Annotated in this window: 15 protein-coding genes and 1 pseudogene; 5 read left to right on the top strand and 11 right to left on the bottom strand. The window is 46.7% G+C overall.

Translation table 11 applies throughout. From position 1 onward, the window contains the following. Positions 1-9: 9 nt before the first annotated feature. Positions 10-273 carry a 50S ribosomal protein L27 gene (gene rpmA / locus C7Y71_RS05810; RefSeq protein WP_111899385.1) on the top strand — a complete coding sequence of 88 codons (264 nt, stop codon included), beginning with the start codon at positions 10-12 and terminating at the stop codon, positions 271-273. 91 nt (positions 274-364) lie between these two features. Here rpmA and C7Y71_RS12160 read toward each other — a convergent pair. Next, positions 365-654 (bottom strand): annotated as a pseudogene (locus tag C7Y71_RS12160) (IS982 family transposase); the annotation flags it as partial. A 113-nt stretch (positions 655-767) separates the two neighbouring features. On the opposite strand from C7Y71_RS12160, the gene C7Y71_RS05815 reads away from it, so the two are divergent. The 4 genes from C7Y71_RS05815 (at position 768) to C7Y71_RS11995 (ending at position 6,504) form a co-directional block, all read left to right on the top strand. Further along, positions 768-2,429 carry a site-specific DNA-methyltransferase gene (locus C7Y71_RS05815; protein ID WP_111899383.1) on the top strand — a complete coding sequence of 554 codons (1,662 nt, stop codon included), beginning with the start codon at positions 768-770 and terminating at the stop codon, positions 2,427-2,429. After that, on the top strand, positions 2,426-5,305 hold the full coding sequence (locus C7Y71_RS05820; RefSeq protein WP_111899382.1) for a DEAD/DEAH box helicase: 2,880 nt from the start codon (positions 2,426-2,428) through the stop codon (positions 5,303-5,305). The genes C7Y71_RS05815 and C7Y71_RS05820 overlap by 4 nt, the downstream gene beginning before the upstream one ends. A 97-nt stretch (positions 5,306-5,402) precedes the next feature. After that, positions 5,403-6,275 carry a protein adenylyltransferase Fic gene (gene fic, locus C7Y71_RS05825; RefSeq protein ID WP_111899381.1) on the top strand — a complete coding sequence of 291 codons (873 nt, stop codon included), beginning with the start codon at positions 5,403-5,405 and terminating at the stop codon, positions 6,273-6,275. 22 nt (positions 6,276-6,297) lie between these two features. Beyond that, positions 6,298-6,504 (top strand): hypothetical protein, encoded by a 207-nt coding sequence (locus C7Y71_RS11995; RefSeq protein ID WP_226943581.1) that lies wholly within the window; start codon positions 6,298-6,300, stop codon positions 6,502-6,504. 442 nt (positions 6,505-6,946) lie between these two features. Here C7Y71_RS11995 and C7Y71_RS05835 read toward each other — a convergent pair whose 3' ends face one another. From C7Y71_RS05835 to C7Y71_RS05880, 10 genes are all read right to left on the bottom strand, one after another. After that, complete coding sequence (locus C7Y71_RS05835; protein WP_111899380.1) at positions 6,947-7,423, bottom strand: gliding motility lipoprotein GldH; 477 nt, start codon at positions 7,421-7,423, stop codon at positions 6,947-6,949. A gap of 22 nt (positions 7,424-7,445) precedes the next feature. Continuing rightward, positions 7,446-8,576, bottom strand: a complete 1,131-nt coding sequence (locus C7Y71_RS05840) for a PSP1 domain-containing protein (RefSeq protein WP_111899379.1) — start codon at positions 8,574-8,576, stop codon at positions 7,446-7,448. Positions 8,577-8,587: 11 nt separating this feature from the next. Continuing rightward, positions 8,588-9,700, bottom strand: a complete 1,113-nt coding sequence (holB, locus tag C7Y71_RS05845; protein ID WP_111899378.1) for a DNA polymerase III subunit delta' — start codon at positions 9,698-9,700, stop codon at positions 8,588-8,590. 208 nt (positions 9,701-9,908) lie between these two features. Then, positions 9,909-10,868, bottom strand: coding sequence for a methylenetetrahydrofolate reductase [NAD(P)H] (gene metF, locus C7Y71_RS05850; protein WP_111899377.1), 960 nt, complete (start codon positions 10,866-10,868; stop codon positions 9,909-9,911). Positions 10,869-10,962: 94 nt separating this feature from the next. Next, positions 10,963-12,699: a hypothetical protein gene (locus tag C7Y71_RS05855; protein WP_111899376.1), complete on the bottom strand. Its 1,737-nt coding sequence runs from the start codon at positions 12,697-12,699 to the stop codon at positions 10,963-10,965. 72 nt (positions 12,700-12,771) lie between these two features. Continuing rightward, positions 12,772-14,940, bottom strand: a complete 2,169-nt coding sequence (locus tag C7Y71_RS05860; protein ID WP_111899375.1) for an alpha-N-acetylglucosaminidase — start codon at positions 14,938-14,940, stop codon at positions 12,772-12,774. Positions 14,941-14,974: 34 nt separating this feature from the next. Beyond that, complete coding sequence (locus C7Y71_RS05865) at positions 14,975-15,931, bottom strand: YqiA/YcfP family alpha/beta fold hydrolase (protein ID WP_111899374.1); 957 nt, start codon at positions 15,929-15,931, stop codon at positions 14,975-14,977. Positions 15,932-16,173: 242 nt separating this feature from the next. Next, on the bottom strand, positions 16,174-16,374 hold the full coding sequence (locus C7Y71_RS05870) for a hypothetical protein (RefSeq protein ID WP_151908885.1): 201 nt from the start codon (positions 16,372-16,374) through the stop codon (positions 16,174-16,176). Positions 16,375-16,394: 20 nt separating this feature from the next. Continuing rightward, on the bottom strand, positions 16,395-20,042 hold the full coding sequence (locus C7Y71_RS05875; protein ID WP_151908886.1) for a GLUG motif-containing protein: 3,648 nt from the start codon (positions 20,040-20,042) through the stop codon (positions 16,395-16,397). 666 nt (positions 20,043-20,708) lie between these two features. Beyond that, the gene (locus C7Y71_RS05880; RefSeq protein ID WP_151908887.1) at positions 20,709-20,942 is read right to left on the bottom strand and encodes a hypothetical protein; all 234 of its coding nucleotides are present in this window, start codon (positions 20,940-20,942) and stop codon (positions 20,709-20,711) included. Positions 20,943-20,950 lie beyond the last annotated feature (8 nt).

Here is a 20,950-nt window from a genome sequence, read left to right on the forward strand (position 1 = left end):
TCAGAAACAATGGCTCATAAAAAAGGTGTCGGCAGTTCAAAGAACGGACGCGAATCACACAGCAAAAGATTAGGCGTTAAGATTTTTGGCGGACAGGCTTGTGTAGCAGGCAACATCATCGTGCGCCAGCGTGGTACCGTACACTATCCCGGTACAAACGTTAGTATGGGTAAGGACAACACACTCTATGCCCTCGTTGATGGCATCGTGAAGTTCCGCCGTGGCAACCGCGACCGCAGCGTCGTATCGGTTGAACCAAAAGCAGAAGCATAACGCAAGAAAAGGTTTCAAAAGACAATCAGATTAAAGAGGAAACGTCAATAGGCGCTTCCTCTTTTTTGAATTGTCTTTAATGTGAGTTCGGTATAAGCATTTTTTGCTGACGTTCCACAAGACGGTTGTAAGAGAGCGTATTTGGAAACTCTTTGCGCATATGCCGGCAGATGTAACCAAGGTAGAACGTTTTCAAATTCCTGAAATGGGATGTATGAAAAAGTACGAGCATTGTCATAATCTCTGCGTCCGAAACACGGCAGGAGCGGTTGCGATGCTGTTTTCCATCCGCAGCAATAAGGTGTTTTTTAGTTCCGGATTGAAAATTTTACAGAATTCGTCAAAAATACAATATATTTCTACTAAATTTGCAGTTGTCATGGGAGTTGAGATTATATTATTAATTAATTGATTTTCAGCGATAAAGATATAACAAAATTCTCTCTCCCACAAATTTTTCCGACATTTTCTTATGTCGAACTCACATTAAATATATGAACAAATCACAATACGAGAGTTTATCAAAAGAGCAATTGATTGATAAGATACTAAAATTGGAAAAGGAGCGATATGGCCTTGTTTGGGAAGACAAAGAAGAAGATGTCGCGAAACGGTGTGAGTCTAAACTTCCTTTGTTGGAGAAGGATTGTTCACGAGAGATTGTCTGCGACCCTTCTTTGCCATACAATATTATTATTGAAGGAGACAACTATCATTCTTTGTATGCACTAAGTTTTACACATAAAAAGAGTATTGATGTAATATATATTGATCCTCCGTATAATACGGGAAAAAAGAAAGAGTGGAAATACAATGACAGTTGGGTCGATGAAAATGACAAATATCGGCATAGCAAATGGTTGTCTTTTATGAGTAAAAGAATGCGGCTAGCTAAGAACTTGTTGAAAAGTTCGGGTGTCATTTTTATTTCTGTCGATAATAACGAAGTTGCTCAATTGAAACTTTTGTGCGATTCTATTTTTGGAGAAAAGAACTTTTGTGGGCAGATTATTTGGCGAAAGAAATCAGGGGGAGGACAGACTGATGATTTTTTTGTTACTGAACATGAGTATATTCTGTGCTATAGAAGGACATCTGCATTTATGTGGATCGACGAGACAATACCAATGTCTGCCAAAGGCTACAAATCAGAAGATGAGAAAGGGAAATATAGGTTGGTGAAATTGGCAAAATGGGGTTCTGCTGCTAAACGTGAAGATAGACCAACCATGTATTTTTCTATAAAAGCGCCAGATAAAAAAAGAATATATCCTATTGCACCTGATGGAAGTCCTGGCCGATGGAGGGTTGGGAAGAAGAAAATGAAGAAATTAATTGATGAGGAGCTTGTGGAATGGGCTACAGATGATGATGGCGTGTGGATACCCTATGAAAAAATATATTACGATGGTGACGATGTCAAAGTCTTGAAGAATCGTAGTATCTATTATTATGTTGCAGAAACAGGAGATGCTACGCGTTTACTTACTAAATTATTTGGAAAGAAAGATGTTTTTGAAAACCCAAAGCCTATAGAACTGATAAAAGAATTGCTGTCACATAGTAAAAATTCTGTTGTTTTGGATTTCTTTGCAGGTAGTGCTTCAACTGGTCATGCTGTATTAGAAATGAACAAAGAAGATGGTGGTCATCGTAAATTCATTTTGTGCACGAATAACGAGAATAATATATGTACGGAAGTTACATATCCAAGAATTGAAAAGGTTATAAAAGGATATTCTAATGTGCAGGGAATACCTGCTAATCTGAAGTATTACACACAAACGTTTGTACCTGTAATTTCATCGGATAGTGATAAACGGGAATTAGTTAACCGCAGTACAGAGATTCTTTGTGTAGCAGAGGATTGCTTTGAAGAAGTTCGTAGAAGAAATAAAGGAACTTTTGATTTCTCTATTTTTAAAAGTACGGAAAAACAAATGGCAATTATTTATGATGAAGATAGCATTGGTGATTGTGTTGACTACTTAAACAATAATAAAGTCAAGCAGAAAACTGTTATCTATGTGTTTAGTTATGACCACACTTATGACACAGAAGACTTTGTGGAACTAAACATTGATTACTCTGTAAAGCCAATACCAGAAGCTATAATTAACGTATATCGTAAGATTTCAAAAATGAAGAAGAAATGAAAGAAATACCATATCAAAAGGACTACATCAGTAAACTCGCCAATACAGCAAAAGAATTAATAACTGACGAGTATAGAGATAGTGCCACCATCGTTTTCAAAGCACCAACAGGATCCGGCAAGACTTACATGGTTTCGCAGGCGTTGTCTCAGATGGTGAAAGATAATCCAGATTTTGCTTTCTCTTTCATTTGGATTTCCGTTAATAATTTGCACGAGCAGAGTTTAAATAGTTTGTCTCGATACTTTGAAGACGAAAGACTGCTTGAGTGTATAACCAATATGGATTTGAATGATAACACGATTGAACAAAACCAAATAATGTTCATTAACTGGGAAAGTATCAACAAAGAAAACTCTTTATTCCGTGTTGATAATGAACAAAACTGGAATTTACAATCCGTTGTAGAGAACACAAAAGATATAGGAAATACAATTGTATTGTTGATTGACGAAAGTCATAGGAATGCAAGTACGGACAAGTCTAAAGAACTGATAGATATTATCAGTCCCAGACTTATTATAGAAGTTACCGCAACCCCTAAGAACACATCGGGGACACTAATTGATATTCCGTTAAGAAGAGTTATTGACGAGGGTATGATAAAAAAAGAAGTCCACATTAACGACGAAAAACCTTCTTCAATTAAAAACAATGAGGATATATTAACAATGGCATTGCGGAAACGCATACAACTTCAAACCGCATACAGGAGTCTTGGAAAAGACATCAATCCGCTTTTGTTAGTTCAGATACCTAATAAAAGACCTAATGACGTCATCAATCCAGAAGATGAGATTATTGGATTCTTGAGCGAACAAGGTTTGACCGTTCAAAATGGAAAGGTTGCGCTTTGGCTATCCGAGGACCATCGGAATAAAGAGGAAGTGGAATTGAATAGTAGCCCTGTTGATGTGCTGATATTTAAGGAAGCTATAGCACTAGGATGGGACTGTCCGAGAGCAAGCATTCTTTTCCTTCAGCGTGAATGGAATAATGAAAGATATGAGTTTAATATTCAGACTTTGGGCAGAATTATGCGTATGCCAGAACAGACGCATTATGATGATAAGCCAGAATTAAACTATGGATATGTTTATACTGCGTCAGATAACTTTACCATTGTCGAAGATTTGGCAAAGGATTATGTAAGTCAGCAACGATTAACAATTGACCACGACATATATAGTTCGAGGCCCAAACTATTCAGTGAGCATATTCGTCGTAAGAGAGAACTAACAAGGTTGTCGGGTGATTTCAAAACCGTTTTCTTTCAGGCTGCACAAGAATATGAGTTAAAAGACAAAATCAATTGTGATGTTACACAAATTTCGAAAACTATAAAATTGGATGCTATCTTCAGTGAAGTAGATAAAGAACAAGCAGCGAAATTTAAGGATAAGAAACAAATTGTTAGAAGCAAGGTTGAGATACAAAGTATGTATGATGGATTTTTGCGAAAAATGGTGAATCCCTATGAAATTTCTCGCTCTCAGAGTATTCTTAAAACGGCTATTCGCAGTTGGTTTAAAAATGTACTTAACATTGCCGATGATGATGTTATTCAACTGATTGTAATGAGTTCAAGTCAGAATAACAATGCCCATTTTAAACAAGTTATAGAAGAAGCTAAAGGTCTTTATAAGAATTTACCGACAAAGAAAGATGAGATAACAAAAAATGAGAATTGGGAAGTGCCAAATTCTGTTGATATATTCTCTAATTGTGAGGAAGTCAGACCCAGTGCTAAATCTATTTTAAAGCAAGAAGATACAGGGTGCTTTATTGCAAAAAAAGACAAGAATGGGAAAACCGAATTGTCCACACCTGAAAAGACTTTCATATCAAATTTAGAAGAGGCTGATGACTACTTGCAATGGTGGTACAAGAACGGTAAGAGCGAGAGCAAATATTTTTGCATTGCATATCAGAAAGAGGATGGCTTTTATTATGGTTTCTTCCCTGATTTTATTCTTAAGACCAAAAAAGAGACTATCATTATAGAGATTAAAGATGATAAAGATTTCAAAGCTGACAATTATTATAAATTGTTGGCAGGAAAACAATATTTAGAGAGGCTTGAGAGCGAAGAAAAGGTTCGTTTCTACATCTTATCTCCTAATTGTTATTATGACTTCTTCAAGAAGTTAAACGATATGGATTTAGACAACTATGAGTCCATATATGAACATAATTTGAGGAAGTTCATTAAGAGTCAGCAATTGCAGATTCAAGATAAAATGAAGAGCAATGAGAAACTGACCAAATTAGAAGAGGAATATCGAGAACTATTTGAAGAATATGATAAGTCTGTCTCTGCATTAGATGATGAGAAACAGAAACGTGAGCTGCTTGAGTTAGACCTGGAAGAAGCAAGAATAATTATTGAGCAATATAAGACAAATCTTGACGTGTTATCAAATGTTTCTAAACCTTCTACAAATACAATTGGAAAGATTGGTATTGACTCCCCATTCCACATTTGTATATTAGGAGAGGTTTCTAATCAATCTCAAATAAGATACGAGTTGAATTCCTATTTTGCAAAGATTGGAGTTTCAACGACGGAGTGGGATGTAGACTTTATCAGTAATACGAAATTAGAGAATGCCAATATCTATAAATCATTACAGAAAGGGCAGACAAAATATGATTTGATTGTAATTGGTCAAATTCATCATCACTCAGGCAAAGGAAATCAAAAGGCTAATATTATTTCCGAACTGAAGAAGGAGAAATACATCCCATTCATTGTCGGCAGTTCTCCCAAAGATGTTTTGACACCTGATAAGTTAATAGAGCAGTTGAATAAATACCTACTTGATAATTTCAAACAGACTATAGAACTATGTGTTATAAAAAACAATATTTTCTAATTATTGGCTAACTCCCAAGCACTTAGTGGGTAACTGCAATATAGATAGTGGGCAACTCGAAATGTGATGGTTTTAAACAGAAGAAAAGAGAAACGATATGAGTAAGATATCAATTCGGTTTTATAAAGACCATAAGGTACGTGCTGTTTGGGACGAAGAGAACAATCATTGGTGGTTCTCGGTTCTTGACATATTGGGGTCAATCAACGAACAAGATGACCATGAGAAAAACCGCAACTACTGGAAGTATCTGAAGTCCAAGTTACGGAAAGAACAGAGCGAGGTGGTTAGTAACACTACCCAACTGAAACTGACAGCATCTGACGGAAAGAAATACCGAACAGACGTCATCAGTCAGGCTGGCGTGGATAAATTGGCAAAAGCCATCCGGAACCAACAGGCAATGGCCTTTCTTAACTGGTTTACCTACAGCGACAACACCATTGACGGGCAGAGCCGGAAGAAAGCATATACGCTATGGGAAAGTAATCTGGTGGCAGACAAAGACGTGGGCAAGGTGAAGTCGCTGCAACAGATCCATGCATACCTCTTTGGTGGGCTCTACGATTTTGCTGGCAAGATCCGTACGAAAACAATCGCAAAGGGCAATACCCTGTTCTGCTTGGCAGAACATCTGCACAATTATCTGAAGATTGTTGAGGCAATGCCAGAAACTACATTCGATGAGATTGTAGAAAAATATGTGGAGATGAATGCTGCTCATCCTTTTATGGAAGGTAACGGGCGAGCGACACGTATCTGGCTCGACATGATATTCAAAAAGCGTATGAAGATGTGCGTGGACTGGAGCAAGATAGACAAGAAAGACTACCTTGATGCCATGATTGCAAGCCATACTGACAGCTGTCGTATTCACGAGTTGCTGAAAGGTGCCCTGACAGACAAGATTGATGACCGCGAAATCTTCATGAAAGGCATTGACTATTCGTACTATTATGAACAGGAATAACGATTGATGGAAAAAATACCAAATGTTGGGAGTGGAGTATCTTGGCAATCGGGAACTGCTGAAACTGAAAAAGGCGGGTTTCTTGGCATCAAGCACCATCTCGCCGGAGACGGTGCTACGGTGCTATGACTGGGCAACGGAGATGCGCAATCAAGGGGAGTGTGTTGTCAGCGGCTTAAGTAGCAAGTTGGAACAAGACGTGCTTCACTTCCTGCTGAAAGGTTGTTAGCCAATCATTCTTGTACTGGCTCGGCGGATGTATCGGAATGTCCCCGATAGATTGAAAGAACCGTTGGCGCAAAACCGTCTGCTGATAATCTCTGTCAGTAATGCCCCCCACCAGTCCAAGGCAACGGCAATGGTCAGGAACAGATATGTATGCGAAATGGCAGATAGTATATGTTTTGTGGGAGTAAATGAACAAAGTAGTCTGTATGCCTATAAAAACGAATATCTGAATAAACTTTCAAAAAGTATATGACAAGATTTAACTAAATTCGGCTTAAGCGACAAAAAGGGACTTAAGCCCAAAATCTACACCAAAATAACTCAAAAAACATATAAGCATAATTTACAGAACACTCCCTGAAAAGATTGAATGCCTAATATTACATCGATAATTGCGAATAGTTCGTGCGTATTCGTTTGTAAAAGAAAAAAAAGGTTTTATACTACTCCACAGGCAAAATCTCGACACCGACGTCGGCTATGCCTGTTACTTTTTCGGGGTTCATGGCGTGGCGGATCTTTATTTTTCCTGTTGCGCCTTTTTGGTAGGTAAAGGTTTTGGGGATGGTGGTGGTGAGTTGCCGGAGCATGATGCCGTCGCCTTGCGCATCGCCTTCGTTGTTGGTTACCTCGTATTTTATGGTGTCCTGAAGAAGCACGGTGGCACTGTCCTTCTTCCATTCCTGTTCCACGACGAGGTAGATGTCGAGGAAGGGATATTCCTCTGCCGTGCTGGTGCGGAGCCCTACGCTGAGTTGGCAGGTTTGTGTTTTCCGGATTGTATCTATGTCGAAGCACAGCGTGTCCGCCCGTTTCCAGCCTCCTATGGGGGTGGAACGGTACTGGTGGTAAACCGGCATGCGTGTGCATGCGGTGAGGATGAAGATGATTGTTGCTGCAATGGTTGCTCCTTTCTTCACGCTGTATCTTTCTGTTTTATTGTCAGTTGTTCGGTCCGTTCATTGCGCCTCGCTGCTGATTTTGGCGACGCTTTTTGTTCTTGTTTTTCTTCTTTTTCGACTTGTCAAAGCGTGTGAGACTTTCCTGCTCCACGAGGTCGGTGGACCTGGCGGGTTCTACCGGTCCGTCTGCTTCGAGGTGGATGGGCTTTTGTCCGTTCTTGTTGAGTGCTATAATCTCCAGAGCCCTTTCGCGCGGAATGGTAACGAGGTTCACTGCCATGCGACGGTCGGTGCTATAGGTAACCATACCCGAGAGGATGTCCGCCTTGAAGAGGTAATAAGTGGCGTCTGCTGTTTCGAGTTGTATGTCTTTTGCCGGTAACATGCGCTGCGCCTCCATATACTGGTCCACTTCATAGTTGAGACAGCACTTGAGTTTTGCGCATTGCCCTGCGAGTTTCTGCGGGTTGGGCGAGATGTCCTGAAAGCGTGCGGCGGCTGTAGATACGCTGTTGAAGTTCTTCATCCACGTAGCGCAGCAGAGTTCCCTGCCACAAGGTCCTATACCTCCGATGCGTCCTGCTTCCTGCCTAGCACCAATCTGCTTCATCTCTATTCTTACACGGAAGGTCTCGGCGAATACCTTGATGAGTTCGCGGAAATCCACACGTCCGTCGGCTATGAAGTAGAAAATGGCTTTCTGCCCGTCCGCCTGATATTCCACGTCGCCAATCTTCATCTGCAACCCGAGGTCCTTGGCTATCTGGCGCGCCTGAATCATGGTGTCCTGCTCAAGGCCTTTCGACTCTTCATACTTATCAAGGTCCATCTGACGCGCCTTGCGGTATATGCGCCGGATTTCCGTGTTGGGTCTGAGCGATGCTTTCTTCATCTGCAAGGGCACGAGCGAGCCCGTAAGCGTAACGACACCTACATCGTGCCCGGGACTGGCTTCCACAGCCACGAGGTCGCCCTTGACAAGATCGAGGTTGTTCTCGTTGTGGAAATACGCCTTGCGGGTGTTCTTGAATTGCACCTCCACGAGGTCTGTCGTGTCGTTGTTGCCCGGCACGTCAGCCATGTAGTCGTATGTATTCAACTGCTTGTCCTGCCTGCCGCATCCGTTACAACTGATGCCTCTGAGGCTGTCGCAGGTCTGAAAATCTTTCATAATGTTGTTACTTATTTCTTTATAAGCATAATTATTTTTAACGCAAGGTCGAAGAACACAATCTTTGCGTTCCCGTTACTTGATATGTCACGTTCTGCATCGGCGAGTTCGTCCATCATGCCATAGACGTTTCTTTCGTTGACAAATCTGGAAAAGTTCTTCGCAAATTCGCTTTCTTTCTTCGACATGTAGATGAGTTCCTGCTCACGGAAGTTGTAGATAAAGTTTTCGCGCACGAGGTTCTGGGCATAGGCAAGAAATCGCTTTTGTCTTTCCCTGCCCCACTCTGCCACTCTGTCTGTCCACTGCGAGAGGTCTCTCACTTTCCTGCCGTAGCCCAGGCGCATGAGCATGACGAAGAAATCGAAGAAGGTCTCGTTCTCCTCGCTGATATGTATCTGCTGCAATGCCCTGACATAACTCCCTGCCGACTGATGTGCTATGATGGCGGCATCATCGGGCTGCAACGCATTGCGCTGCCGGAGGGCGGTGGAGATTTCGCCCTCTGTGAGCGGACGGAATTCCATGCGGCGCGTGCGGCTCAGAATGGTGGGCAAGAGGCGGTCGGGATGGTTGGAAATGAGGATAAATGCCGTCTGCGGAGTGGGCTCCTCAAGTATTTTCAGGAGTTTATTGGCAGTTTCCACATTCATCAGGTCCGCCTGCCATATAATCATTACCTTATAGCCGCCCTGCTGCGAAGTCAGGCTGATTTTGCGGAGTATCCGGTCGCTCTCAGCCACGAAGATGTGTACCTGCTGATTTTCCACATTCAGTCTCTCCTGCCAGTCGGTCATTGCGAAATAGGGTGTTTCTTCTATCTGCTCGCGCCATTGTGAGATAAAGTTGTCACTGAATTTCTTGCTCTGATGAATAGGAAAGACGAAATGGAGGTCGGGGTGCTGGAGTTTATTGGTCATCTTGCATGCCGTGCATGTCCCGCAGGCTTCTCCATTCTGAGGATTGGTGCAGAGAAGTGCCGAAGCGTATGCCAATGCCATGGGCAGTTTGCCCACGCCCTCAGGTCCGTGAAACAACTGCGCATGAGGTATGTTTCCCGTGCGTAGTTGCTTGAGCAATTGATCTTTCACTTCTTCCTGTCCGATGACTTCTGAAAACTTCATGTCGCTGATTGTTATCGTCTGCTAAATCAAGGGATGTTCTATAAATTAGGTTTGAATGATTTTTGAGTTATTTTAGTGTAGATTTTGATTTATGTTCACAGGTGCGTAGCGTGCTATGTACCAAGGACTTAGGTCAAAAGATGCACAAAAGAACCAATAATCATCAAGACTAATCATAAGACTAAACCCTAATTCATAGAACAGCCCATCAATATACCGCTCGTGCTATCTCCCTGATGCTTTCCGCAGCACCCATGGAATAGAAATGAATGCTGGGCACACCGTGCGCAATGAGTTCCTTACACTGTGCTATACCCCACTCCACTCCAAGATGATAGGCGTCTTCATCAGTTTTGCACTTATAAGCCTCCTTCGTCAACGCTTCGGGCATCTCTACCCGGAAGGTCTTCGGTATAGACGTGAGTTGCGAGAGTTTGGAGAAGGGCTTAATGCCAGGAATAATGGGAACGTCAACACCCATGGCGCGCACCTGACCGACAAAATCGAAATAGGCGGCATTGTTGTAGAAGAGTTGCGTTACACCATAGTCCGCACCGAGTTCCACCTTCCGCTTGAACCAATGCATGTCGCTCTCCATGTTCGGCGCTTCCTCATGCCTTTCGGGATAACATGCCACACCGTAACTGAACGGCACACCTTGTTCTTTCATTGCCGTACCATCGATGAAACGGCCGTTGTTGAAGTCGTTGATCTGCTCAATGAGGTCGGTAGCATGTTCATTCACCTCACCCTCCTGCAGCGGCTTGGAGAGATTGGGCATCTTGGGCTTGTCACCACGCATGGCGAGGATATTCGTCATGCCAAGAAACTGCAAGTCGAGCAACACGTATTCCGTCTCCTCGCGCGTAAAGCCCTGACAGAGCACATGCGGCACTACGGGTATGCCGTATTCATATTGCAATGCTGCCGCCACAGCCACCGTTCCGGGTCTGCGACGCACCGCGTGACGCTGCATCAGCCCATCAGCGCGTTCCTCATACACATATTCTGCGCTATGCGTGGTAATGTTAATATATTTCGGGTCGAATTCGCGCAGTTTGTCCACCACAGTCCTGAGCCGGTCGAGCCCTGTCCCTTTCATGGGCGGCAGCACCTCAAACGAAAAGGCGGTGCGTTCTTCCTGCGCTATCAATTCAATAATCCTCATTCCTTTTGTCCTATCATTAAAGGGCTTTAATACACCCTTAAACGTTTAAAAGGCAAAGTTATGAAAATCTTGCGAAATATGAGGATAATTTCTTTTACCTCTTTTGGCTTTTCTTCACCATTTTCTCGTACTCCTTTTCTCTCTTTTCCGCAACCTTTTCGTACTTCTTGTTCACCTTTTTCTTAAGTTTCTCATCGAGCGGCATCTCGGTATAGGATTTTAATTCTCCCAAAGAAAGAACCTTATAGTCTTTCATCTTTTCTTCTACCATTTCGTTGAGGACGGAGGTAATGTTGTAACTGTACTCGCTGTTGGGGTATTTCTGCAGGAAGTCGTTGCAGTCCTTCGGAGTGGCGGTGTTGGCTTTGAGCTTGTCGCTCAGGATGCCGTGGTCTGCCTTACAGCAGAGGTTCTGGGCTGTCTTGTTGTCTTTGTCTATCTCTAAAACGGCTTTTGCCAGATTCAAGCCCTTAGCATATCTTTGTTCATCTATCGCTTGCAAGGATTCTTTCAGGAGTTCGTTTATCTTGTTCTGCCGAAGAGTCTCTTTCTTCTCGCTGATACGCTTTTGGTAGGCATCGTCGAACACGGCCTTTCCTGTTCCTGAATAGTTGAAAGTACGGTTTTTGACATCGTATGCCAGTTTTCTGTACTGATCCACTTTCGTGAAGTCGGTCTGTGCATCGATGAGTTCTCTGTATTTCATTTCGCACATTTGGATCCAACCATTCTTTGCCACTTCTTCGTATGCCATGGGCGATGTGCTGATGTATGCGTAGAAATCGGCACTCTTTTTCTTTGCCGCCTCTTGCCACGAAAGGTTGTTCCAGCGCGTGCGGATGGACTTCTTGTTGGCTTCGGAAGTCAGAGGATTGTTGTGCAGGTTTTCTAAAACGTAGAGGTCTTCGCTGTTTTTGTATTGTTCCATCTTGGTTTCATTCCACAGCGCTTTCGCCTTGTCCTTTTGCTCTGCCGATGGGAAACTGTTCTTGATGTAATCTTCCAAGCCTTTGATATTCTTCGAAGCGGTAAGTTCCTCAAGTCGCAACTCGCTCCAGCGCGCTGCGGCAGCCTGACGGATTGAGTCGGGGCTGTCACTGTCTAATGCAATTTCATAAACTTCTGCAGCCGTGCCTTCCTGCAGGATATTTGCCCTATGCTGTTCTTCCAACCATTCTTCGTCGTATGTTATCTTTTGCTTTTCGATATTTCCATTCTGATCCTTGCGCTCAGTCCAATTACCGTATTTATCGAACTGGGTGTAAGTGTATGTGTAATTGTCGCTACATGTAGACTGTTCTTTCCATGGGCCACCATAAATCCCCCCTTGATAGCCGCTCCATTCTTCTTTATATACAAAAATATCTTTTTTTACATGATTCTTATTATATTCAAAGGTACATGTTTCTGATGTACAAACACCTGTACCAGTTGGACATTGATACGGTCCGCCATTTAGTGAAATAGATTCTGAATAAAGTTTCCCTTTTTTGAAAAGTAAAGAACTTTTTACATCTACGTTTTGTAACTCGAGACTCTCAGAACAAATCGGTTTGTAGGAATAATAATCGCTAAAATATGCTTTTTCTGTTATGCTATTCCCACTCCGAGTCCAATCATCAGAAGAAATGTTAATCAAATAACCATTATAGGAAGTCAGTTTCCCATTCTCATCAAACTGTATCTCTATTCTCGTGTTATCTTCATCGTCCGTCATAGTAGCCGTCCGCACCTTGCCCTTCAGCCCAAAAAGCGAATAATCCTGAGCAGAAGCAGTGGCTTGGAATGCGAAAATCAGAATAAAAATGTAGAAAAAAGTATGCTTTTTCATGGTTCAAATGTTTTGATGTCTATAATAGGTTAGTGTAGTATTTAGTTCTGTTTTAGGAGGTAATGATTCATTTCATTCCACATAGCCATAATACTTCGAAAATATGCGGTGCGCCACCATAACGGGGTTGCCTGATGGGCGGTCGGGGTAGGAGATGGAAAAGTCGTTGACCCATTTGCTCTCCATTTCGTAGAGTTCGTGGTTGGTGCGCGGTGTCTCGCCGTTGATGAGCCGCCCGAAGAAGTCCTGCCATCGCGGTTTGTAGTAGTCCTTGACGAGTCCGCCCCATGTGCGGTGGCTGTAGTCGTACAGTCGCCCTGCATTGCAATTCTGTTCGTTGCCCCACGTGGTGATGAGCATGCGGGCGTTCCATTCCATCCAGTTTTGATCATCGATAGTAGTGCCAGGCTTGTTGGCTGCCACGCTGCGTGCGCTCCCCGTCCATGTGCCGAGCATGAATGCCGGGTGGCTGTTGAGCAAGGTGTTGATGTCGTCGAAATAATCGAGGAACTTTTTGGCAGTTGACCTGAAGTCATCGCCCACGGGTGTGGAATAGTAGGCGTTTGCCATTTCGAGGAGGGTGCCCATATCGTTGACGAGCGACTGCCTGACGAGGTCCACCACGTCGTACCGGTAGTTGGCATTGGCTGCCAGTTTTTGGCGCTGCGAGAGGAGTAGTGCTGCAGCACGACGCACATGGCGCACCTCATAATACTGCTCACCGGTGCCCCACGTGGAGACGGACTTCACCTCCAGCCCCGGGCGGGCACAGAGTATGGCTTCCGACGGACCTTGCTGGCTCGTCTTGCAGTGGAGCGGTCCTTTCCGCAGCAACTGCCACGCCTCGCGCAGGGTGTCGTTCGTCATGCCGTAGCGCGACAGGACCATCTCGTCCGTCCAGTCGCTTGGACTCTGAATCTTTGCCCAAGGTAATTCAAACAATGCCTCGTAGAGCACAGGGTTGGTCTCTATGCCTTCGGGTGTGGCGCCTACGCCCTTGCACGTTTGCGGATACTGCGCAAGGGCGTTATAGTAGCGCGTTATGGTGCTGTCGAGCCTGCCATGTATGCCGTTGCGACCGCCGAAGTTGTTGAGCATGCAATAAACGAACTCATGCCCCTCGTAACCGCTCTGCCAGTTGGGTCTGCCGTCGCTGAAGAGGTCGAGGACGATCAGTCCGCCCTTGGGTACGCTTTCGAGGCATTCGTGGCGCGGATTGTCGCCCCAGGCCTGAATGACCCATTTGCTGCCGGGCACGGCTTTTTGCATGGCTTGGTATGCCCCCGAGAAAGCCGCTTTCAGGTCGATGCCAACCGTAGTACCGCCTTCATGGAAGAGGTCCATGCTGTAGTATCCGGACGTGCCCATCACCTCAGCCAGTTTCTCATAGTAGAGTGCTGCCATCTCGGCGAATTTGCTGTCGGTGGGTACGAGCAGTCCCGGGCGCTGGAATCTGTGCCATTGCCCGGATTTTTGTTTGGGCAGCCCCATACGCTCGAAATAATCGTGCGGCACCATGCCCGAATAGCCGGGCAATACCGGTTCCATGCCGAACTCCCGCTCACGCTCCAAGATCTGCTTGCCGAGGCGTTCCTGCCGTGCGTACCACCATGGGCGGTTCGGTCCGCCCCAACCCTCGAGGTTACCCATCATGAACCACGCCATAAAGGCCGGTCCCGCTACGAACCTGTTGATTTCTTCCTCGTTGTAGCCCAGGCTTTGCAGCACTTTCTGCCACACCACCTCTGCACCCACGATGGCGAGTGGCATATTGATGCCGTGAAGAGCCATCCAGTCGATTTCCTGCTGCCAGCGCTCCCACGACCAGAATGCCATGGAGTAGGAGAAAGTGCAGTAGTTGAGGTAGTATCTGTAGTCGGCAGTAGAGACGTGGCGTTCTTCTTTCTGCGGCACAGGCAGGGAGGCTTTCGTGAGGTTCACCTTCATGTTGTGCCACGTCAGTTGGATGTGGGCATAGTGGTTGAGGTACCAATTGATACCCGTCGTTAAGGCAAGGATGGACGACCCGCTGATTTTAGGCTTGCCATGCTCTGCACCTATCACAAAGACTTCCTTTGCATCATCTCCTGCAAGCGCGGCATCCACTTCTGTTTCAAACCGCTCCGCCGCGCCGTTGCCGCCGATGCGGTTGAGCATGTCTGCTACCACCTTCGGGTTGCGCAGGGCAGAAGCGGAGATGGCGAGCATGATGCAGAATACGGAGAGGAGAAGTCTTTGCATTTATTTTAATGAGTGGTCGTTATGGTATGTGGCGTCATTGTCCGCCGAGGCGTTCAAAGTAGGTCAGCACGTCCTCCCATGTGCGGAACGTATCGTCGCCGTAGGTCAGCGAGGTGCCGAGGAAACGCGGGTCGGGTGCAGGCGTGATATAATAGTCGCCGTAGAGGAGATGGGCATGGTTGCAGAAGACCAGTCTGTCGTAGGCAGGCACACCGAGATAGTCTTCCACCCACAGCCTGTCTGCCTGCATCTTCTCGGGCGAAATCCAAGGGCAGGATGCCACGACGCGGACGTCGTAAATGGCGGCTAACTGCTCAAAGGCATTCACACTGCTGCCCAGCGGTTTGCCGTCCGCCTTGCGCAAGGCTCCGTCGAGGGCGATGTAGAGAATAGGTCGCTGTCGCCCTTGCTGTCTGTCGTCTATCCACCGCACCACGGGCATCAGGGCATGTGTGCGGACATGGTCGTCGAGGCGGTGCCCACCCTTGAAGCGGATGGCATGACGGTAGTGCCGGCAGAAGAGGGGGTAGGTGTGTACGAGGTCGTCGTCCGTGCCGAAAAGCCCATATACCCTTTCCTGCTCCTCCTCGTCCGTTTTCTCGAAACAATGGCTTGTTACTTCGCGGAAGGCTTCGAGCGTTTTCTTCGTAACAAGGAATTCCTTCTGTCCGTCCTGCCGCGCGTTGAAGAAGGTGTGCATGCCAAGACCGATGTTGGTGCGCAGTGTTTCGGCTATCTCAAAGGCAGGATTGACCAGAATGCGGTCGAAACCGTGCAACTGCTCTGCCAGCATACCGCCCATAGAAGTGCCGATGACAAGGTCGGGTTGTTCGTCCGCTGCCACACGGCGGAGCAATTCTATCGCCTTGAGTGGCTCGGTAGGAATATCAGGGGCAACCACTGTAGTACCCTGCAAATGGTCGCGCAGCCACTTCACGGTGCCCGATGCACCGGAAGAAGCAAAACCATGTACGTAAAGCACCTTGTTCATATTGCAAAAATACAAAAAATATCTTTCTGAAGAATGTTGTTCTTCTTTCACACATAAAGAAAGTGTATCAGAACGAATGGAGTGCGCTATCGCGCAGAAATACTACAAATCTGTTCAAATCTGACAAATCGATTTTCAGACGATAATGTTTAATTTGAGCAAGATTTCTCGCCTTCAGGCGACTCCTTCAATTTTGATACACTTTCAATTAGGTGTAGTAAACGTGGTTTTTTTGGATACTGTTAGTCGTTGTCGTCGTTTACGCCCCACATGTCAGATGATGACCAGAGTTCAAGACCACGACTGCGCTGGGGCACACCGCTGCCCGCACCGCCGCCGCCACTGATGCCGGTGTTGCTGTTGACGTTGCTGACTGCCATAATGTTTGCAGGAATGCACACTGTTGTGAAAATCTCCGGGGATATATATGTTTTCTTTGTCATGGCTGAATTGTATTATAGGGTTAATAGACCACTTTCTTTCCGTTGATGATATAGATACCACCCTTCTGAGGCTGTGCCACACGGCGACCCTGGAGGTCATAGATGGCAGACTGCTTGGTATCGCCCTTCAAGGGTTCAGCACCGTTAATGCCTGTTACAGACTGGTTGCCGTTATCAAAGTCGAGGCTGAAGCCGCGCACGTTGTTTGCTATGCTCCCGTCCACAACGAACCATGCACGGAATGGCATCAGGCGGCGTTCTTCGGTCGGATAGACGAGTTTGTCGCCGGTCGTGAGGAAGAGTTGTGTCTTGTCGTAGGCGCTTACCCATGGGAACATGTATGTGCCCTTGAAGGTTACAGCCCCGTAGCCGGCACTTTGTGCCGTTACTTCTGCGGGTTGTGCCGCGTTGACGGTTACGCCTTTGAAGACAGGGTCGGTAATGTCCGTTCCGCTTGTCCACTTGATGATGTAGGGCTTGCCTGCCGCTATGGCTGTTGTGTCCTTGAACGTCAGGTGCAGCGTACCTGTTGCAGGGTCGAGACCGTTTGTGCCGTCAGTGTCGAGTTCCATGATTGTCGCACCTTCGAGCGGAGTGCCCGTGAGGTCGTCAATGGCGAATGGCAGGCAGAGCGTGTTCCACTCGCCGTCCTTGTAGAGCGTGCGGCCATCAATCGTTACGTCGCGCTGCTCGCCGTCTGCTGCGGCAATATAGCCTGCGTTGTCTAAATTGACCATCTTGTCATAAAGCGTGAGTGTGAGACCGACTGGCGCGATGTGCACCGGCGCGGCAGTCATGGTCAGTTCGTAGTAGTCGTCACCGTAGTTATCGTCATAACCAGCCACAGCGAGCGGTGTGCCGTTGGCAGTGTAGTTGATACCGCCGTAGAGCACGAAGCGCAGTGTTTCGCCTGCACCCACATAGTAGTAGTTGTTCGTGCCGTCATCGTAGTATGTACCGACGATGTTGTCCGAAGCGTCAGGGATAGGTGAGAAATAGATAGCATCGCTGGTGCTGATGGGCCAGCCGCGCATGGCCTGGGTTGTCACGTCGGTGCTAACGTCGTTGTTTTCGTTGCCTAAGCCTTTGAACTTACAGTTACCGATGTAGTAGTTGCTTGTCAGGGTGCCATCGTTCCGTCCGGCGATGGCGCCCTTGCTGGTGCCTACCACCACTGCCGTCATCAGGTCGTTGCTGAGGCTGTATTCCACAATACCCTCAGCAAAGTTGTCTCCTACGATACCACCGCAATGACCGTAACTGTTCGTGCAGTTCACACTTCCTAAGTGTTGGCCGGAAATAGTTCCACTTTCGTTCTCACCCACGATGCCGCCACAATAAGCATAGCCTGTAATGGTGGCATAATTCATTCCGTTTATCGTCCCGTTATTCGAATTGAGGCCTGCAATGCCGCCGGCGCATTTGGCTGTTACGTTTGCACGGTTGTCGGAAACGTTAATGGTGCCGTAATTAGCACCCACGATGCCGCCACCGAAGTCGGCTGCACTTACGCTGACATTGGCACCTGTCTGCATATTGCACCATTCAATGGTGCCGGAATTCCTGCCCGCAATGCTGCCAGCCACATAATCTCCGCTGAAACTGTTGGTGCCTGTGAGTGAGACGTGGCGGACGGTGCCTTGACTCCCTACATGGCCGAACACACCTACATAGTTGCCTCCGCTCACGTTGATGCCGGTCATAGTGCGGAAGTCGCCGTTGTATGTACCCTGGAAAGGCCTGTTGTCGGCATTTCCTACAGGTGTATAGGTCTTGCCCGTGAAGTCGAGATCGTTGACCTGGCGGAAGTAAACGCCCTCGTAGGTCTTGCCGCCGTTCACGAGTGTGGCAAGGCGGTTCATGTCGTCCGTGGTCTTGATGAGGAAGGGCTCGTTGTATGTACCCATGCCTTCCCACGGATGGCAGACGGTGTAGGTGGCGGTGAGCGTGTCGGTGTAGTTGCCCACGCCCCATACCTTGATGGTATAGACGCCTAAGTCCGTGAAGCCCTGGTTAGGCAGGTCGGTCTGGTATTCCGTGCCTACGGCAAGTGTCTTATTGCCCGCCTTCACGGTGAGTGCAGGCTTATGTGCCGCACCGTCGTGATAGACTGACGTTTCGTTCAGCGTGAGATTGGTGAGCGGTGCACGTTCTATGACGAAAGTGTCGGTGCGCAGGCCGCCGTAGGCGCCGATGCCCCAGATACGGAAGGGGTGCTTGCCCACTTCCTTGAAGCCCTCCGCAGGGATGTCGGTGACGAAGTCCGTGCCTTCGGTCAGGTCTCTTGAGCGGCACGTGACGCCTACCGTGGGTTTCTGACTCGTGCCTGTGTAGGAAGCGGAGGCGGGGGTGAGTTTGACGCGCGTGTAGTTGGGAGAGTCTTCATACCTGATGTCCTTCACGCCTTGAGAAACGATGGACACGTTGGCTGCCGGCATGGTGAACCTCCATGTGCCGTCTTCCTGCGGCATCACTTCCACGTAGTTGTTGACGTCAATGTAGGCCTGAAAGTTCCACATCGTGCCCTTGTTGTAACCGTCAACCACAGGTGTGCCGGAGGTGTAGAGCCCGGTGAGCGTGATGGGTGTGCCTGCAGCATAGTAGTTTGTGCCGCCGATGGTCTTGGTGGGCTGTGAGGCTATCTCGCCGTCAATATAACTAAGGAAGTGAACCGTGTAGAGGTGCGTCACGTCGATGCCTGTGTCAGTGCCTTGCGTTGAATTTTCCACGCCAAGCGCGCCGATGGTACAGGCGCCGCCCACGGCATTTCCCGTCAAAGTCGCATTGCCATCAAGCATTCCTACAACGCCGCCTGCATATAGATTACCCGTCACAGAGGCCACGTTGACATTATTCTTTATATTTAAATCTGTCCCTTTTCCATTATCGATTTTTCCCACTATACCTCCCACAGCGTAGTTGCCCGAGACAGATCCGGAATTGACGCAATTTTCAATCCTTGCTTTCCCATATATTCTGCCGACTATACCTCCCACAAAATGCGAAAGTTCATCGTGGGCTGTCACTGTGGCTGCGCTTGTGCAGTTTTCAATTATGCAACAATTGCCCCATCCCACAATGCCGCCGATGTTTTCATTGTTATATGGCTCGCTCGGCTCAATTGTGACACCGCTCTCCACATGACAATTACCAATATAAATCCATGAAGTCTCACTTCCGTCCGCAGAACCCACGATTCCTCCCACGTCCTTACGCGCTTTGAAGGTACTCGTGCCGCCAAGTGTTAGGTTTTTGATTTCTGCGCTGGGGCCTACGTTGCCAAATAAGGCGATGTAGGCATTGTCATCAGCCCATGATCCCGCACCGGCATCGATAGTCACGTTGCGAATGGTATGTCCTCCTCCATCAAAGATGCCTTGGAAATAATAAGAAGCCCCACCCGTTTCCATTTTAACATAACGACCTATCACATTGTAAGTCTTGCCCGCGTAGTCAAGGTCGTTGGCAAGGAGGAAGTATTTATTTCTATAAGTATAGCCGGCATTCACTTGCGTTGCCAGGTAGTCCATGTGGTCGGTGGTGGAGATGATGTAGGGGCTTTCCGCCCTTCCAGATCCGCCGCCGAACTGCGCCCATGCCGCCGAGGGCAGAGCCGCCGCGAGCACTGTCAGTATCAGTGTTCGCATAAGGTTGTGTAGTCTTGTCATGTCCATAATCGTTATTTTTTATTGTTTTTTTCTGTTTACCTAAAATCCGCAAGATGTTTATAAATTAACGGCACGCCTGCATCCCCTTGTCGTAGGAATTGCAGGCGTGCCGTGATGTATGACTTAGCGGTGGTCTGTCGCAAGGCTCCTGCGTGGGCGTCTCTCTCATATACGGGGAGGGATGGAGACGCGGGCGTCTTGTGTGATCATCGGGAAGACGATTTGTCTGCAAATTTACATATTATTATTGAAAAAGAAAAGATAAAATATCTATTTTTGAACTGTTCGTGAGATTTGTTGTTGGTGGCACGGGTGGCGCATTGTTAAAGTAAAGCGCCTTCAGCGCTTATGTTTCCTGACTTGGACAGCACACACCATTCGTCTTGATATACTTCCGACAAGACTACAAGCAGAGGCTTCGCTTCATGAACAACGTTCATTACGCGAACCCCCTGCCTGTAATCTTTTCCGCCCACTTGGGCTTTTTGTTTAATTCAACTTTATGAAGTGACTCTTTCTCAAGAATTTAAGAATTTGAGAATTATTATTCTCTGTACAATCAACTTCTTCTATTCATGACGTTTTATATAATCATGTAGTGAAATAAATTCTTTAATTCACAAATTCTTGAAGATAAAAAATATCTGACAACTTGCGAAACTTGAATCATTCATCTCCAAAAGACGCAAAACTTTCGTCTGTGGATGTGTTGTCGCCAAAGGGCGAGAAGTCTTTTCCGAACCAGTCGCCGGTTCCACGGCTGCGCTGGGGCACACCGCTGCCCGCACCGCCGCCGCCACTGATGCCGGTGTTGCTGTTGACGTTGCTGACTGCCATAATGTTTGCAGGAATGCACACTGTTGTGAAAATCTCCGGGGATATATATGTTTTCTTTGTCATGGCTGAAT

Source organism: Pseudoprevotella muciniphila (assembly GCF_003265305.2).
Lineage (GTDB): Bacteria > Bacteroidota > Bacteroidia > Bacteroidales > Bacteroidaceae > Alloprevotella > Alloprevotella muciniphila.

Bases quoted from the DNA above. Each gene is read 5' to 3' on its own strand.
- rpmA (WP_111899385.1), top strand. From the start codon at position 10: ATGGCTCATAAAAAAGGTGTCGGCAGTTCAAAGAACGGACGCGAATCA.
- C7Y71_RS05815 (WP_111899383.1), top strand. From the start codon at position 768: ATGAACAAATCACAATACGAGAGTTTATCAAAAGAGCAATTGATTGAT.
- C7Y71_RS05820 (WP_111899382.1), top strand. From the start codon at position 2,426: ATGAAAGAAATACCATATCAAAAGGACTACATCAGTAAACTCGCCAAT.
- fic (WP_111899381.1), top strand. From the start codon at position 5,403: ATGAGTAAGATATCAATTCGGTTTTATAAAGACCATAAGGTACGTGCT.
- C7Y71_RS11995 (WP_226943581.1), top strand. From the start codon at position 6,298: ATGTTGGGAGTGGAGTATCTTGGCAATCGGGAACTGCTGAAACTGAAA.
- C7Y71_RS05840 (WP_111899379.1), bottom strand. From the start codon at position 8,576: ATGAAAGATTTTCAGACCTGCGACAGCCTCAGAGGCATCAGTTGTAAC.
- holB (WP_111899378.1), bottom strand. From the start codon at position 9,700: ATGAAGTTTTCAGAAGTCATCGGACAGGAAGAAGTGAAAGATCAATTG.
- metF (WP_111899377.1), bottom strand. From the start codon at position 10,868: ATGAGGATTATTGAATTGATAGCGCAGGAAGAACGCACCGCCTTTTCG.
- C7Y71_RS05855 (WP_111899376.1), bottom strand. From the start codon at position 12,699: ATGAAAAAGCATACTTTTTTCTACATTTTTATTCTGATTTTCGCATTC.
- C7Y71_RS05860 (WP_111899375.1), bottom strand. From the start codon at position 14,940: ATGCAAAGACTTCTCCTCTCCGTATTCTGCATCATGCTCGCCATCTCC.
- C7Y71_RS05865 (WP_111899374.1), bottom strand. From the start codon at position 15,931: ATGAACAAGGTGCTTTACGTACATGGTTTTGCTTCTTCCGGTGCATCG.
- C7Y71_RS05870 (WP_151908885.1), bottom strand. From the start codon at position 16,374: ATGACAAAGAAAACATATATATCCCCGGAGATTTTCACAACAGTGTGC.
- C7Y71_RS05875 (WP_151908886.1), bottom strand. From the start codon at position 20,042: ATGACAAGACTACACAACCTTATGCGAACACTGATACTGACAGTGCTC.
- C7Y71_RS05880 (WP_151908887.1), bottom strand. From the start codon at position 20,942: ATGACAAAGAAAACATATATATCCCCGGAGATTTTCACAACAGTGTGC.